We start from the raw sequence: 15,327 nt of genomic DNA, 5'->3' as shown, positions 1-15,327 counted from the left end.
TGAGGAACGTATCTGAAGGAATGGAAGACCAATGAGTGCATCCTCCGCCAACCAAAGCGAGTTCTACCAGCGCGCCTCGCGCCAGCTGCAGCAAACACTGCGGTCTGGCCGCTTACCTGACTTGGACGAATCCGAACAGCTCGCACGCGAACTGGATATCTACCGCCTCGCCCTGCAATTGCAACAGCAAGAGCTGGATCAGCTAGAGCAGAAACTGACTGAATTTGCCAGCCACGAGCGCGAACAGTTAGAGGCGCTGCGCACTAACGCGCGTATCCTCGAAGCTTCCCAAGCCATCGCCAAAGTCGGCGGCGTGGAGATGCACGTACCCACCCGCAGCCTCTACTGGACTGCCGAAACCTATCGCATCCACGACACTACCCCCGAAGAGTTCACCCCCTCACTCGACGAGGGCTTTTCCATGTACTTGCCCGGCTCCCGCGAACGTATCGCCCAGGCCATGCGCCACGCCATGGAAACCGGCGAAGTGTTTGATATTGAGGTGGAAAAATACACCTTCAAAGGGCGCAAAATCGACCTGCGCACAACTTGTACCGCCCACTATGAAAATGGCACGCTCGTGCGCCTGACCGGCATTTACCAGGACATTACCGAGCGCAAACAAGCCGAGCGCCGCTACCAGCATCACAACCACATACTGGAAATACTGCTCACCAAAATCCCGTTGGATGAGGTGCTGCGCAGTATTGTGTGCGATGTAGAGGAGCTGGTACCCGGCGCCATTTGCAGCATCCTGCTGACCGACGAGAGCGGCACTCACCTCACTCACGGCGCCGCGCCCCATCTGCCCGAGTTTTATGTAAAGGCAATCAACGGCGCCAGCATAGGCCCTGCCACCGGCTCCTGTGGTACCGCCGCCTTTTTGGGTGAGCGCGTCATAGTGGAGGACATAGACACCCACCCCTACTGGCGCGACTATCGCGAACTGGCTGCCCAAGCCGGGCTGCGCGCCTGCTGGTCGCAGCCGATATTTTCTGCCCAGGGCAAGGTGCTGGGCACTTTCGCCATCTACCATCGCGAACCCAGCAGCCCCCAAGTGGAAGACCTGCGCCTGATCGAAAGTGAAGCGCGGCTCTCGGCACTGGCCATTGAACAGTCTCATGTAGAGACTCGCCTGCAGCTGGCGGCCAGTGTATTTACCCATGCACGGGAGGGGATTTTTATCACCGACCTGCTGGGCAATATCATTGAGGTCAACCAGATATTCAGCGATATCACCGGCTACACCCGTGAGGAAGTGATTGGCAAAAACCCGCGCCTGCTCAAATCCGGCCTGCACGGACAAGAGTTTTACGCCTCCCTTTGGCACGATTTGGAACAAAAAGGTTACTGGCACGGCGAGCTGTGGAATCGCCATAAAAATGGCAAGTTATACGCCACCATGATGACCATCAGCGCCGTGCAGGACGGCCTTGGCCACACCCAAAGTTACGTCAACCTATTCACCGACATCACGCCCATCAAAGAGCACCAGCGCCAACTCGAATATATCGCCCACTACGATGCGCTCACCGGTTTACCCAATCGGGTACTGCTGGCGGATCGCCTGAAACAGGCTATTTCCCACAGCCATCGGCAGAATGCTGCCTTGGCAGTGCTCTATATCGACCTGGATGGTTTTAAAGCGATTAACGATCAATACGGCCACGATACCGGCGACCAACTGCTGGTCAATATTGCCCACCGCTTAAAAGCCACCCTGCGCGAGGGCGACACTATCGCCCGTATTGGCGGCGACGAATTTGTGGTGGTTATGACCGGGCTGGAAGGGCCCAAAACCCACGAATTGGTACTGGAGCGCCTACTGCACGAAGCCGCTACCCCGCTGATGCTGAACGAGCAGTTATTGCAAGTCTCGGCCAGTATCGGCGCCACCCTTTACCCGCAGGATGCCGCCGACGCCGACCAATTATTGCGCCACGCCGACCAGGCCATGTACATCGCCAAACAGGCGGGTAAAAACGGCTACCACCTGTTTGATGTTGCCAAAGACATGGCGGTAAAAACCCAGCGCGAATCACTGGAACATATTCGTAGCGCACTGGATAAACGAGAATTTGTATTGTTTTACCAACCCAAGGTAAACATGCGCAGCGGCGAAATTATCGGCGTAGAAGCGCTGGTCCGCTGGCAACATCCACAACAAGGGTTAATACCCCCCATCAAATTTTTACCCGTTATTGAAGATCACCCACTCAGCATTGAATTGGGCGACTGGGTAATCGACGAAGCACTGAGCCAAATTGAACGCTGGCAAGCACTGGGGCTGCAAATGCCAGTGAGTGTGAATGTGGGCGCGCTGCAATTACAGCGCAGTGATTTTGCCGCGCGCCTCGCCGAGCAACTGCTCGCTCACCCGCAAGTGCCACCGGCATTTTTGGAATTGGAAATTGTGGAGACCAGCGCGCTCAAAGACATCGCCGAAGTGGCTGACTTAATGCGCGCCTGCTGTGCCCTGGGGGTGCATTTTGCGGTGGATGATTTTGGCACCGGCTATTCATCGCTCACCTATTTAAAACGCCTGCCCGCCGATTTATTAAAAATCGATCAAACTTTTGTGCGCGACATGCTCGATGATCCGGACGATTTAGCCATCGTAAAAGGTGTGATAGGTTTGGCAAACGCATTTCACCGCCGCGTAATTGCCGAAGGTGTAGAGACTATCGCCCACGGTGAATTATTGATTCCTCTCGGCTGTGAATTGGCGCAAGGTTACGGCATTGCCCGTCCCATGCCCGCCAGTGACCTGCCACGTTGGGCTGCGCAGTGGCAACCCGACCCCGCGTGGCGCAAATTCACCGGCTGATTGCACTGCTGGATAAAACTGACCCGGCGTTAAAAAATATCCCTACCCTTCGCACAAAATACAATAGGCCCCGCGCCGTTGCGGCCACCCACGCTATTCTCAGATTGTATTATGAATAATAAATCGTTAATCTTCAGCGATCTTTTTTGCTTATCTGGACGACAAAAATAATGGCGCTTCTCGACCGCAACTTCAATCTTTCACAACGCATGGTACAAGAGCTGGGACGCACAATTATCTGTGGCGAATTCAGTGACGACAGTCTGCCCACCGAGGCCGAACTGTGTGAGAAGTTTGGCGTAAGCCGCAGCGCGGTACGTGAAGCGGTAAAAATGCTTTCCGCCAAAGGGTTAATCTCCAGCAAACCACGCCAGGGCATTCGCATTCTGCCGGAAGACCAATGGAATATTTTTGACCCGGACTTACTGCGCTGGACCCTGGAAAGCCGCCCCACCCTCAGAGTGCTCAAAGAATTCCTGCAAGTGCGCATCGCCATTGAACCCGAAGCCGCCTCACTTGCCGCACGCTACGCCGACGACAAAAAAATCGACGCCATTGAACAAGCGCTGGAGCGCATGCGCAACGCCGAAGAAAACAGCAAAGAAGACTTGGAAGCCGACATCGCCTTTCACGTCAGCATTCTCTACGCCAGCAACAACCGCTTTTACATCCGCCTGCGCGATTTCATTTCAACCGCCTTGCGTGTCAGTATCAGCCACACCAGCCCCATAAAAGGTAACCACGACGGCATAGTGGAAGACCACGCCAAAGTGTTCAACGCCATCAAAAACCGCAACCCCGAACGCGCCAAACAATCCATGCTCGCGCTTATCGACGAAGCCCTGAATTTTATTGAAGATGAAATTGTGAAACAGGAAAGCGTGAAATAATATTTACTCGGAATCCTGAAACGCAAAAAGGCAGAACGCGAGTTCTGCCTTTTTTATTTCGCTATTTATTATTTACATTTTTATTTTTTATTTTTACCTTTTGTTTTCATATCGGGATAAATTTTTCACCCCTAAAAAACTAGGCAAAAAAACCAAATATTTACCCGCTTTTACAAGCCATCAGAAATTTTTTGTTAAGGCATTCCAGGTTAATTGGGCGCGACTGATATAGTCGATAAAACAATAGCCCTAATTAACAAGGAACTTTCCCATGCAAAAAATACTACCCTTTTTATGGATGCTAACATTCAGTATTGCAACACCCGCATTTGCCAAAGACACCAACAGCCGGATTGTAGAAGGTGGCGGGACAGGAAAATTTCCTGCAATTATGAAAAGCGAGGACTCACTCCAAACGCACACTATTTTCCGCCCGCAGGATATCCAGCATTTCAGCGGTAAAAAAACCTTACCTATTGTTGTCTGGGGTAACGGCGCCTGTTTTGACTCGCCGTTTGAACACGTCAATTTTTTAAATGAAATCGCCTCGCAGGGTTTTATGGTTATCGCTATAGGAACAATGCCCAGAGCATCTGGTGAACAAAATAAAGAGAGATCAACCTCTGCCAAACTCACCGCCGCTATAGACTGGGCATTTGCACAAAACACCAATAAAAACAGCGTTTACTTCAAGAAATTGAACACCAACAAAATTGCCCTTGCCGGTATGTCCTGCGGTGGATTACAAGCACTGGAAGTGGCAGACGACCCGCGCATTACTACATTGATAGTCGCCAACAGCGGTATTTTTATCGAACCACTGCGCGGCAATGCCATGCCGATGATGCCACAACTGGACAAAACCCAACTGAAAAAAATTCACACACCAACCCTTTATTTGCTGGGCGGTCCATCGGACATAGCCTATAAAAATGGCATGGATGATGTGGAAAAAATTAATCATGTACCGGTATTTGTCGCCAACCTGGATGTAGGCCACGGCGGCACCTATGCCCAACCCTTTGGCGGTGAATATGGCAAGGTCGCCACGGCGTGGCTTAGCTGGCAATTAAAAGGCGATAAAAATTCCAGCAAGCTTTTTAAAGGAAAAACCCCAAAATTATCAACATGGAAAGGCTGGGTTGTTGACAAAAAAAATATGAAATAAAAAATAAAATAACCCAAAGAAGCAGAGTAAAAACTCTGCTTCTATTTGCACGGAAATACTAGATATTTCGCTTGGAAAGTTTTCCTAATTCACTATCCAGCAGGCTGACCATTTTTTGGGAAGCACCAGCGACTGCTTGTTCAATAGTCCCAGCCTCACCTGTTACTGCGGCTGGCTCGCGCCCTGCTAATCGCGCCTCAAGCAAACAACGTTTGTCTTTCCGGCCTGATTTAGCACCGTTTTCATCGCTTAAATGCACTTCCACGCGTGTGAGCTGGGCAGAAAAGCGCCCCAAATTTTTAGAAAGTATGCCTTCAATCTGCCGAGCCAAACCTTCTTTGCCTGGAATGTTTTTATCCGTATTCACCTGAATTTGCATATCTACCTCCAATCAAGTCATCTTCATTAAGGTGCTGCATTTTTTATGACTGATAATTAGCGGTGGGGTTCAGATGATTAGGTTAATAATTGGAAAGCTGTGTAAAGGCTGCCATAGATACTAAATAAGGACACACCGGTAATTATTAGGCGACTATGGCTAAAGTAAATTTTAATCTGGGCAGCATTCTTTTTTGAGGTTCACTGTATATTTCCCCCACTTTAAATGCCCCTTTTTTTAAATAGAAACCTTCAGCGTCTGGATCAGATGTTATATAAAACTCAGTGATATCCAGCGTTTTACACTCTGAAAGAATTTGTTCAAATACTAGATTCCCATAGCCCTTGCCAATGGCTTTTGGCAATAGCCAAAAATGATCAAGCTCATCACTATCGCCTTTCACTATGGCGAAGAATCCAATCACATCTTTATCTTTTAAAATTAGTTTGACTGTATTGCGAGAAATATACTTTTCTTCAAACCTTAAATTAGATCTCCATTCTTCAAGCTGCTCTTGAGAATAACCCCAATAGCCCTTCGATGTAATTAAGGTATCTCGAAGCAGATCGGTATCTTTTACTTCGGCATCTATAAAGTTAAGCACTTATTTACACCTGACGTTGGATTAAACCGCAGTTTTTAAGCAAAAAACTCATTTCCATTTTTAGAATGACCATATATTAAAGAAATTATGAGCGCTCCTTTACAGTTTTGCTTAGAGGAAACTGCGTGCTGCATTAATTGCCGAACTAATAGCATTTTTTGCTTGCGGGCTATTTTTCCAGCAAGTTGACCCGGTAATATTTGCGCCATGCTCCAAAATATTATTTATGTCAGCGCTAGCCAATTGAGATAGCGTTACAAATCCCATTTGCTCTAAGCGCTCTACAACTTTTGGCCCTACACCTTTAACGCTTAGCAATACTGCTTTTTCAGATTCAGAAAATGGCACAGTTTTTATTCCTTGTATTAGTTAACGCCGCAATCACGCGCTTGTCGCGTGCATTGCTTGTTAGCACTAACCAGCCAAATATCCGGCAGATTGTCTGCAACCTCACGATACGTCTTCTTGGATAAAAGAACGTCCAAAACGGGCTTTATAGGCTCTGCCCATATCTCCGGTAGATCAGCTTCTCCATCTGAGACTATCGGGAATGCCAAATACTCAACCGGAGGACGGAATTCAGCCGCAACACCGGCCTTGTTTCCCCTGGCATCAATTCGATACCAGCCATGCATTTCAAGATATACAGCATTCAGGCCATGCAGACAAAACGGCGGCTTATCATTGCTGATGGTCAGCCGCTGATAACATAAGCCCGCCGGAATGCCGTTCGCACGCAAAAGTGCCGCAAGCAAATGGCTCTTCGCATAGCAGTAGCCCGTTCCGTACTTCAGAACATCGGAAGCCTTACACGTTACAGGATCACACTCATAATCCCAGCTATGCTTAATTTGGTCTCGAACAAAGACAAAACATTTATCGGCAATTTGCTCAAGGCTCTCCGTGCCGTCAGCGAGCGACTTCGCCTTAGCCAGCACCTCTGGCTCTTTCCAATCTATATATTTCGTTGATTCTAGATATTGATGCACGTATTCGATTTCCTATTACGGCTAACGTTGCGTTTCAGGTATTGATTTTTTACCACAGTCGCTTGTTATGGTTTTCTATTTAATGAAGAGCCAATAAAAATAATTGTGGCTATGGTTGCGGTATTTCCGAACATTGATGCTGCATAAGTAATTACAACTGTTAGAGCGTCAAAGTTAATAATGCTATTAAAATGAATTTTAAGCGTTGTAGATGTGACTGCAGTTATGAGGCCTGCACCTATTAAATACCGCCATAATTTATGATTTTTAAAAACAATATATTCAATAAGCGGCACTTCAATTTTGCCGCGAAATTTGTAGCCTATGTACAACAATGGAGCAGCCAATATGAGAGCGGTAGAAATCTTTAGCAAATCATGATCCATTGTTAAATACGGAAGTAGAAAGACAATTAAGATAGCTAAAGCACTTAATGCCGCCCCGTGAATAATACCTTTTAGAAACATATTTTTACCATAGCGCCGTGCTCAACGGCAGTTTGTAAGTCGTAGTTTTGTGGGTGACTTTTGCGCAGCAAAACCACAAAGCTGCGACTTATAAACTGTCCAGTGCACGCAGTGCGCGGGTTGCTACGCTTTGTTATATTTTGACTCAGCTATAGCTTTTATTTTTTGATTGTGAAGGCTATACCTATGCTGGTAAGAAATAATTAGTTTACGTTTAGCCAAACCACTAAAAGCACCACAAAATGTTTCTTCTTGTATTAATTTGCAGCGGGATTCGGATATTTCAGATAAGGTAAACTTTCTTATGCCGCTAAGCAAACCTCCAATGATTGGAAGTGTCCCAGTCCATTCTAGATGCCTACGCTCTACAATTTTTACTTTATTTAGATTTATTCTTAACGGGAGACCAGACATTTGGGTTTTAAGTAATACTGGGACCCCATTTTTCATGCGAACCTCGACACCACTTTTATGCCAGTCACTCCATTTTGAGAAACTTGAAATAATATTCCATACAGTATCGGCACTTGCCTCGATTTCTGTTTCGACTCTGACATCAGAACTGTTCATGGCACCAATTTCCGGAAAATATAACGCCGAGTTCAGCGGCAGTTTTTAAGTTGTGGTTTTGTGGATTACTTTTGCGCAGCAAAACCACAAAACTGCGACTTAAATTCTGTCCAGTGGAGCGAAGCGGAACGGTGTTTGACCACTTTGTTAGGCTCTATTTATTTTGACTGAAGAAGTTTCGTTTTTTCTTTTTCAAATTCAACTTCTGATAGAATTCCACGCCTTCTAAGATCGTCCAGTTTAAGCAAGTCATTGTAAGTGTCAGACTTCGTTTCAGGTTTTTCTTCACCTTTTACCGATATTTTAATATTTTGTGTAACTGCAATATTTTCATTTGCATCTGTAATGTCCGGTCTCTCAACTGCTGGGTCTCCGGGTTTTAATGCGCGAAATATTAAATCTGCACTCGGAGGATTCCTACCTAGCTGCCCTTCACGTGCTTTAAACGAAACTGGAACCATAACCAGCCCTTTCGATGCGCAAAAATCATTTGCTTTCTGATAAACGATTTCTCGTACACCGGCGGTTGCAAAACCTGCCCCACTCGCTGAAACCATATAAGTATCTGGCCCAGTTGGAATAACATTAGAGGAAGTACATCCACTCACCTGTAAAATTGAAACACATATAAATAGCAGATTTTGAAGGACTTTCATATTTTCGATCTCATAGCCTAACGTTGCGCTCACCTGCGGATTGTAAGTAGCGCGTTGCGATAAACTTAGCGTAGCGATATTGCACAAGCGCTACTTACAATGCGTCAGGTGCAATGCATTGTTATAGGTTGCTATTTTTTCTCCATTCTTAAATGGAGAAAAATGTACATGCTGCGCTTATGATTTTACCGTTTTACCTGCAAGAGATGAATGCTCTGCAAGCTCGGCATTTATGAAAGCAGCAATCATTGCACGATAAACGGCTTCAGTGACATCGGGATTTGCTGCTGATTCAACTGCAAGAGCACGTACTTTTGAAATTACTTGCTCGACTCTCTGGGGCGCTTTAACGTCTTCGGTTGTTTTTTTGAAGCGAGCGGCTTGCATAACAAAGCCGCCACGCTGAGCGATAAGGCTAACAATTTTTTGATCGATAGCATCGATATTTGAACGAACTTCCTCAAGGGAACTGCAGGTTACGATATTGTTCATTTTTAACTCCTTGTTTGTGCCTATAACGTTAAGCGCAGGGGCGCGTTGTAAGTAGTGATTTTATGGAAGACTTTTGCGAAGCAAAACCATAAAAGCGCTACTTACAATGCGTCCAGCACACGAAGTGTGCGAGCCTGGCGCTTCTTGTTATGGCAGCGACGGTTTGCACTTTCAGAAAGCCACGTTTCTACAAAAACCAACCGAAGCTGCCAATTAATATTACCGATGCACAATTTACACCGATTTTCTTTCTTGCACCCCAAAATGCGAAGCGCGTTGCCACACACTTTCTATTAGCACCGGAACGACACTGCGCACTTTGAACATTGCGGAAACGCCAAAAGGTGTTTGCTTGCGATGAGCTTTCCTTGTGTACGTTCAAAAACAGTTCGCACGCTATAACAGTTTATTAAACGGCTCAAGCCGTATATCACCCAGCCGCATATCTTTTTATGGCGGGTACCTTTTACTCAAAAAGATACTGCTGATTCAATCACTTGGCGAGCTGCTTGTATATATCAATTATTAAAAAACCGGCGCGAGTATGGATACTGCGCCGGTTATTGCTTTATGCGATATTTTTTACTACAGATAACCTACTGTTTTTAAAAGCATTAATCTTGTGGGCAGATAAACAAGAAGGTGATATGCGGCACGAGCAGATTATCAGGATTGGTGCAGCTAATTAAAACGGGGGGCAGGATACATGCACTCGCGGGGTGATCGAAAATGGTGGATGCCGTTTGTGCGGCACCCACCCAATGCAGGAAATATTATTGTACGGGTTTAATTTGGAAGCGCTGTCCGTTGCTGTTTAGCCATTGGGCTTGGGCGAAGTTGGTGAAGTCTTCCACGCCACCGTGGGCCAAATCGATTACTAGCGTACTTTTACGGTTGGCGAGTTTTACGGTGCCGTCAGCTAAAAACTCTACTTGCCATTGGGTGTAATCCTCTCCGCAATTTGCCAGCTCGATATTAGTACCGGGCACGATAGACTTTTTTGCGACCGCAATACATTGTTGTGCATTGCTATTAGATTGCTCGGCACTCGGCTGAATGTAGAAGTAACCTTCATCGGCCGCTGCAAATTTCCAACGTTGGTTCGATTTGTTTAGCCACTCTTGCTGCGCAATATTTTTAACGGCTGTATTTTCCACGACGGTAATTGCTTTACCGCTTTGAATACTGGTGATGGCATTTTCACCTTGTGGTTGCAATGCCCATTGTGCACAAGCAGATTTTGGCTGAATAAATTGCGGAATGTCTTCAACTGATTTTTGCACTTCTTTTGGTGCGGGCTCCTTGCAATCAGCAAAGCGTAACTCTTCCCGGGTTTGTGCATTTACCAGTGCGACCCAACCTTTAATATAAGGTTTGATTTGCCATTGCTGGCAGAGTTGGTTGTGCCAAGGGGCGCTGCTCAAACCTGCATCGGTAATCGCGCACTGCTCGCCACCGGCGGTGAGGAATAATCCGCTTGGTGTTACCAAGCGATAATTGCCGTTGGTGGTGTAATCCAAATTCCAAGTCGCGCTGGCATTATTGCTCGCGGTATCTGCGCAGCTCGCGGCAGAAATTTTTCCGCTATTATCGGCAACCACACAGGTGTTATCCGCTTTGCTTACCAAGGATATTTGAGTGCCTTGCACTTTAGTGACGAGCGGGCCGTTTTCACCAGAGGGAGATGCTACAGGCACACCGGCAGCGACCGGCTCACCAAAGTTTGGGGTGCCATCTTCATTCCAGGTAAATTTTTGTGCGCGCACTGAGCGAGTGCTGGTGCAACCTTCCAATTCGCTGGCGTTACCGTGGTAAATAATCCAGTCCTCGGTGCCATCGGGCGATTTGAAGAAACCATTGTGACCGGGGCCAAACACACCGTTGGCTTTGCTAAATACTGGCTTATCAAATTTATGCCAGGACTCTACTTTTAACGGGTCATCGCCCACTAATTCCACCAAGCCCAATTTGTAATCCGGGGTATTACAAAAACTCGCGGAATACACCATGTAAGTTTTGCCATTGCGCTTTAACATTTCCGGGCCTTCATTGACTTTCATGCCGGAAAATTCCCAGTCGTATTCGGGGCGAATAATTTTTACGCGCTCGCCTTCTACCGTCCAGGGGTTGCTCATTTTGGAAATCCAAATGGTTTGCTCATCGCCCACCCACTGCGACCAGAGCAAATACAACTGGCCCTTGTGCTCAAAATAATTGCCGTCGATATTCCAAATATCCGGCATGGGCGAACCTTTATAGGTATAGGGGCCGAGCGGGTCATCGCCGTGGCTTTCAATCACACTTAAATGTTGGCGATCAAAATTTTCAGCAATGCCCGAGGTGTACATAACGTACCAGCGCGGCCCTTTAGGGGTATTCAGGCGATGAAATTCAAACGCCCAAAAATTACAGCAACGGCCCAAATCACTCTCTGACCAGATATTAATCGGCGTTGCTGTAGCAAGGCCAGCGAGTGTGGGCGATTTGCGCATCACCAACTGCGATGTCCAGGTGGTGGTGGTTAAATAATAATTGCCTTCAAAATATTCCAACCAAGGGTCGGCACCGTTGGGGAAAATCGGGTTGATAAAGCTATTGACCATTTGCTCGGCGGTGGGGCCATTAGCCGGTTGACTTGCAACCGACGTTTGCGCTCCGGGTGCCACGCTTTTTTCAGCGGGCACCTCTGCCTCTTTACCGCAGCCGATTAATACCGCGGGCAATAACAATAGGGATAATAATTTTTTCATGGTACCTCTCTCTCACATTTACATTTTTAATTTTTGATTTTTTGGTCGTATGCCAAAATTTATTTAAATACCATCACAAAACCGGCACTGGGGCGCAGACTAATAGCCTGTGGTGTTTTGTTATCAACATCTTGCTGTATAAAATCGCGCTCACCTGCACCACTGGCAATCAGCGTGCATTTTTTGTCGCCGATAAAACCTAAATCCAGATTCAGGGTTTTATTTTCTTTTTCCGCATTAATACCAGCGACATACCAAACATCGCCTGCGCGACGGGCAATTACGGCGTACTTTCCTGGGTAGCCATCAATAAATTTCACCTCATCCCACGCGCGCGGTAATTCTTGCAAAAATGCTTTTACATAGTCCGGTGCAGTCGCCATGCCTTCGGGAATTTCTGCAAAGTGTTGAATACCGGAAATCATGAGCACCGCTTCGGCTAACTCAAATGAATTTTCGGTCACACGTTTAATATTCGGGATATCACCAAACGCCATGGGCGTGTAATCCATTGGGTCAAACACATTGCGTGCAAAAAGCGACATAACCACATGCGCCGCTACCGGGTCCTGGTCAGCTTGGGTAAAGGTGGTGAACTCAAAACCCTTAATGGATTCCATGGTCATTAAGTTGGGATAAGTGCGCTGCCAACCGCGCGGCAGAGTGGCGCCGTGAAAGTTGAGCAACAAACCATGTGCAGCAGCATCGGCCATGATGTCGTGGTAATAGGCCATCATGGATTGACCATCACCGGCAAAAAAATCGATTTTCAAACCCTTTACGCCAATTGATTTCAACTGCGCAAATACAGCCTGGCGCTGCTCATGGGTGAGCAATTCGCTTTTAGGGCTGTAGGGTGTTTCATTCCAGCTGCCCGATGAGTTGTACCAGACCAGAATGCCAATATTTTTTTGCGCAGCGTACTCAACTAATTCTTTCAATTTTTCCATGCCGATTTTTTTATCCCAATCGGCATCAATCAGGGTGTAATCCCAGTGCATTTCAGCGGCGTAGTCGATGAATTTTTTTTGCACATCGAAGGTAGTGAAATCATCCTTTAAAATGGCCCAGCTCCAGGATGAGTGACCGGGCTGGATAATATTTTTATCCAGCGCTATGGCAGGCTCAGCGACATCGGTTCCTAAAGTTGATTCCATAATGCGCGGCAAATCGCCTATTGCGAGAATACGCCAGGGGGAAATTAAATCGCCGCTGCTATTGGCAAGCAGTGCGCCTTTTTCGCCATTGGGTGCAATATAAATTTCCGGCGCTTGTGGTGTTGCAAATGTATATTCGCCCTTGGGTGATTCATGATGCAAACGTGAGGCATGCCAGTCGCGATTCACGCCCGCTTCCGAGATCAATACCCAGTTATTACCGGTGTTAAACAACGCTGGGAACGCCCAGCCCGCACCGAGGGTGGAAGCAGTGCCCACCGGAATATCCATTTGGTAATGTTCTTCATAGGATGGATTGGTATTGCTCCAACCGGTTTGCGACACCGCCATAGGTTGCAACCAGGCGCGCGCCGTTTCCGGCAATTGGAAGCTGGTAGTTTCTTTCACAAATTCTTTGGTGGCGATAGCGGAATCTTTCACGGCATAACGAAACGCAACACCGTCGTCTGATACGCGAAAGGTCAGTATGAGTTTTTGTTGTTGCGCATTTAAAATAGAAAATGTTTGTTCATTGGCGCGATAGGCGATCTTATTTTTTTTACCCACACGCAGGGTGTAATTATCAGTCACAGGAGTAATAGCTGAACGCGATTCAATAGTGACGCCCTGGGTAAAATCGGCAGCGCTTAACTGCAAACCTAAATCTGATGGCAGAATCACCGGCTGCGCCGCGCGATCCACTGAATAAGCCAGTGTATTTTGCTCGGTAACAAATACCTTAACACTAAGGTTAGTGTCGGGACTGGTAAGGGTTTCTGGCGCTTTTTGACTGCAGGCAGTACCCAACACACTCACGCCCATCACAAGCAAAACGCTGGCTATTTTTTTCATCAAAACTCTCCATTTATATTTTGTCGGTTGGAAAAGCGCAGCGCCTTCCGACAGTTTTTATCAACCGCCGAAAGGCGCCGCGCGTCAAACCCGGGTTTTATTTCAAGCGGGTTAAACTGAATTGTTGATTGGTGGCGCCAGTCGCATTCCACTGAATGATTTGTGCACCATTTGCCGTGCTTAAATTCAACACGTCGAGCGGTAAATTACTCAGTTGCGAACGAATGGTGTAATAGCCGCTGCTATTCGTCAGGCTCCACTTCTGCCCTGCACCACCCCAATAATCCCACTGCGCGATATTGGCGCCCGCAGCGGTGGAATTGTTGTACACGTCCAAACTTTTCAAACTCGCCGCGTTAATCAGGCTGTAATAACCCGTGCCCTGGTTAATCACATACCACTGTTGGGCGCGATAAGAGTTCCAGGTTTCCTGTTGAATCATCGCGCCATTAGCGGAGGATTTAGCGGCAGGCAGTAGATCTTTATTGCTGTGACGCGCAGTAATGCGATACAAACCATCACTCACACCCCCACAACTGGCGACAGAAAAATTACGCGTGAGCGTCGGCCAGCCATTGCTGTAGGTCATTTTTAACAGGTCTAACTTGGCATTGCCGTTATCGTTCAAGTCGTAATAATGAATAGAGGTGTAATTGCAGCCATCTTGTTTTAACAAACCTATGTGACCCGGGCCTTTGTAGTTGCCATCCACATTAGGCAGCAAGGTGCGCACATCGGTGTAAGGGCCGTAGACGGAAGTTGAGCGTGCGACCTGCACGTAATAGGTACTGTTAGCACCTTGGCAGCAGGCGCCGCGATTAATAAATAAGTAGTAATAATCGCCATTGCGTGAAATGTAAGGCGCTTCAATATCCGCGTGGTTGCCACCATATACCTTAGTCACACTGCCATTGAGCTTACCGGTACTTTGGTTGATTTCAGCCACGCCAATCCCACCAAAAAACGAACCGTAGCTCATGTACACCTTGCCGTCATGGTCGCGGTACAGCGCCGGGTCAATCGCGTTAATTTCGCTACTACCGCCCCAGGACTCCACCACTACCCCCAAATCCTGCCAGCTGGGTGAGGTCAGCGATGCTGAACGCGCGACCCCAATTGCCGACACCGAGGTGCCAAAGGTGGATACGGAGTAATAAAGGTAGTAGTAACCATTCATATGAATCGCTTCAGGCGCCCAGAAAGAGCCGCTGAAATTGGGGATCTTGCTGTAAATCCAGCTGGGGTAAGTGGTAAATACCGGCGCCGGGCCACCCGTCCAGGTGGTTAAATTGGTCGATGTGGAGTACCAAATACCGGTACCCGTGGTGAAATGAAAATAGGTATTACCATCCTTAATGAGGGCGCCCGGGTCATGGGAATTAGTCAAACCCGAAAGCGTAATCGCCGATGCGCTAACGCTGCACAGCAAAAGGCCCAGTCCCGCCAGAATTGATTTAAACATAATGGTTACCTGTAGATTATTGTTAGACGGTAGGTTGTGATTGATATTGTCTTAATATTATAAG

General features: G+C 47.3%; 14 protein-coding genes. 3 read left to right on the top strand and 11 right to left on the bottom strand.

What is annotated here, in order from left to right:
- Window positions 1-31 precede the first annotated feature (31 nt).
- From O59_RS20390 to O59_RS20380, 3 genes are all read left to right on the top strand, one after another.
- Window positions 32-2,827 (top strand): EAL domain-containing protein, encoded by a 2,796-nt coding sequence (locus O59_RS20390; protein WP_007646216.1) that lies wholly within the window; start codon window positions 32-34, stop codon window positions 2,825-2,827.
- Between the two features lie 170 nt (window positions 2,828-2,997).
- Window positions 2,998-3,717: a FadR/GntR family transcriptional regulator gene (locus O59_RS20385; protein WP_007646210.1), complete on the top strand. Its 720-nt coding sequence runs from the start codon at window positions 2,998-3,000 to the stop codon at window positions 3,715-3,717.
- Between the two features lie 271 nt (window positions 3,718-3,988).
- Complete coding sequence (locus O59_RS20380) at window positions 3,989-4,885, top strand: S9 family peptidase (protein WP_007646206.1); 897 nt, start codon at window positions 3,989-3,991, stop codon at window positions 4,883-4,885.
- Between the two features lie 58 nt (window positions 4,886-4,943).
- Here O59_RS20380 and O59_RS20375 read toward each other — a convergent pair whose 3' ends face one another.
- From O59_RS20375 to O59_RS20320, 11 genes are all read right to left on the bottom strand, one after another.
- On the bottom strand, window positions 4,944-5,264 hold the full coding sequence (locus O59_RS20375) for an HPF/RaiA family ribosome-associated protein (RefSeq protein ID WP_007646204.1): 321 nt from the start codon (window positions 5,262-5,264) through the stop codon (window positions 4,944-4,946).
- Window positions 5,265-5,409: 145 nt separating this feature from the next.
- Window positions 5,410-5,868 carry a GNAT family N-acetyltransferase gene (locus O59_RS20370; RefSeq protein ID WP_007646202.1) on the bottom strand — a complete coding sequence of 153 codons (459 nt, stop codon included), beginning with the start codon at window positions 5,866-5,868 and terminating at the stop codon, window positions 5,410-5,412.
- A gap of 111 nt (window positions 5,869-5,979) precedes the next feature.
- Window positions 5,980-6,216, bottom strand: a complete 237-nt coding sequence (locus O59_RS20365) for a helix-hairpin-helix domain-containing protein (RefSeq protein ID WP_007646200.1) — start codon at window positions 6,214-6,216, stop codon at window positions 5,980-5,982.
- A gap of 17 nt (window positions 6,217-6,233) precedes the next feature.
- Entirely contained in the window at window positions 6,234-6,857 is a 624-nt protein-coding gene (locus O59_RS20360; RefSeq protein ID WP_050977148.1) for a transglutaminase family protein, read from the bottom strand.
- A gap of 65 nt (window positions 6,858-6,922) precedes the next feature.
- A complete protein-coding gene (locus O59_RS20355) occupies window positions 6,923-7,324 on the bottom strand; it encodes a hypothetical protein (protein ID WP_040393828.1) in 402 nt (133 codons plus the stop codon).
- Window positions 7,325-7,447: 123 nt separating this feature from the next.
- Entirely contained in the window at window positions 7,448-7,894 is a 447-nt protein-coding gene (locus tag O59_RS20350; RefSeq protein WP_040393826.1) for an SRPBCC family protein, read from the bottom strand.
- A gap of 158 nt (window positions 7,895-8,052) precedes the next feature.
- The gene (locus O59_RS20345) at window positions 8,053-8,550 is read right to left on the bottom strand and encodes an SHOCT domain-containing protein (protein ID WP_040393824.1); all 498 of its coding nucleotides are present in this window, start codon (window positions 8,548-8,550) and stop codon (window positions 8,053-8,055) included.
- A 177-nt stretch (window positions 8,551-8,727) separates the two neighbouring features.
- A complete protein-coding gene (locus tag O59_RS20340) occupies window positions 8,728-9,042 on the bottom strand; it encodes a chorismate mutase (RefSeq protein WP_007646190.1) in 315 nt (104 codons plus the stop codon).
- Window positions 9,043-9,815: 773 nt separating this feature from the next.
- Window positions 9,816-11,792: a family 43 glycosylhydrolase gene (locus O59_RS20330; RefSeq protein ID WP_007646184.1), complete on the bottom strand. Its 1,977-nt coding sequence runs from the start codon at window positions 11,790-11,792 to the stop codon at window positions 9,816-9,818.
- A 59-nt stretch (window positions 11,793-11,851) separates the two neighbouring features.
- Window positions 11,852-13,801, bottom strand: coding sequence for a glycoside hydrolase family 97 protein (locus O59_RS20325; RefSeq protein WP_007646182.1), 1,950 nt, complete (start codon window positions 13,799-13,801; stop codon window positions 11,852-11,854).
- A gap of 97 nt (window positions 13,802-13,898) precedes the next feature.
- The gene (locus O59_RS20320; protein ID WP_007646180.1) at window positions 13,899-15,263 is read right to left on the bottom strand and encodes a family 43 glycosylhydrolase; all 1,365 of its coding nucleotides are present in this window, start codon (window positions 15,261-15,263) and stop codon (window positions 13,899-13,901) included.
- Window positions 15,264-15,327: the final 64 nt, after the last annotated feature.

Origin of the sequence: Cellvibrio sp. BR (assembly GCF_000263355.1) — a bacterium.
In the GTDB taxonomy this organism is placed as follows: Bacteria; Pseudomonadota; Gammaproteobacteria; order Pseudomonadales; family Cellvibrionaceae; genus Cellvibrio.
The sequence above is the reverse complement of the archived record's forward strand: the minus strand, read 5'-3'. Positions and strand labels throughout refer to the sequence as shown.

What these genes read in the sequence shown, in the direction of transcription:
- O59_RS20390 (WP_007646216.1), top strand. Translation starts at nt 32, where the DNA reads ATGAGTGCATCCTCCGCCAACCAAAGCGAGTTCTACCAGCGCGCCTCG.
- O59_RS20385 (WP_007646210.1), top strand. Translation starts at nt 2,998, where the DNA reads ATGGCGCTTCTCGACCGCAACTTCAATCTTTCACAACGCATGGTACAA.
- O59_RS20380 (WP_007646206.1), top strand. Translation starts at nt 3,989, where the DNA reads ATGCAAAAAATACTACCCTTTTTATGGATGCTAACATTCAGTATTGCA.
- O59_RS20375 (WP_007646204.1), bottom strand. Translation starts at nt 5,264, where the DNA reads ATGCAAATTCAGGTGAATACGGATAAAAACATTCCAGGCAAAGAAGGT.
- O59_RS20355 (WP_040393828.1), bottom strand. Translation starts at nt 7,324, where the DNA reads ATGTTTCTAAAAGGTATTATTCACGGGGCGGCATTAAGTGCTTTAGCT.
- O59_RS20350 (WP_040393826.1), bottom strand. Translation starts at nt 7,894, where the DNA reads ATGAACAGTTCTGATGTCAGAGTCGAAACAGAAATCGAGGCAAGTGCC.
- O59_RS20345 (WP_040393824.1), bottom strand. Translation starts at nt 8,550, where the DNA reads ATGAAAGTCCTTCAAAATCTGCTATTTATATGTGTTTCAATTTTACAG.
- O59_RS20340 (WP_007646190.1), bottom strand. Translation starts at nt 9,042, where the DNA reads ATGAACAATATCGTAACCTGCAGTTCCCTTGAGGAAGTTCGTTCAAAT.
- O59_RS20330 (WP_007646184.1), bottom strand. Translation starts at nt 11,792, where the DNA reads ATGAAAAAATTATTATCCCTATTGTTATTGCCCGCGGTATTAATCGGC.
- O59_RS20325 (WP_007646182.1), bottom strand. Translation starts at nt 13,801, where the DNA reads ATGAAAAAAATAGCCAGCGTTTTGCTTGTGATGGGCGTGAGTGTGTTG.
- O59_RS20320 (WP_007646180.1), bottom strand. Translation starts at nt 15,263, where the DNA reads ATGTTTAAATCAATTCTGGCGGGACTGGGCCTTTTGCTGTGCAGCGTT.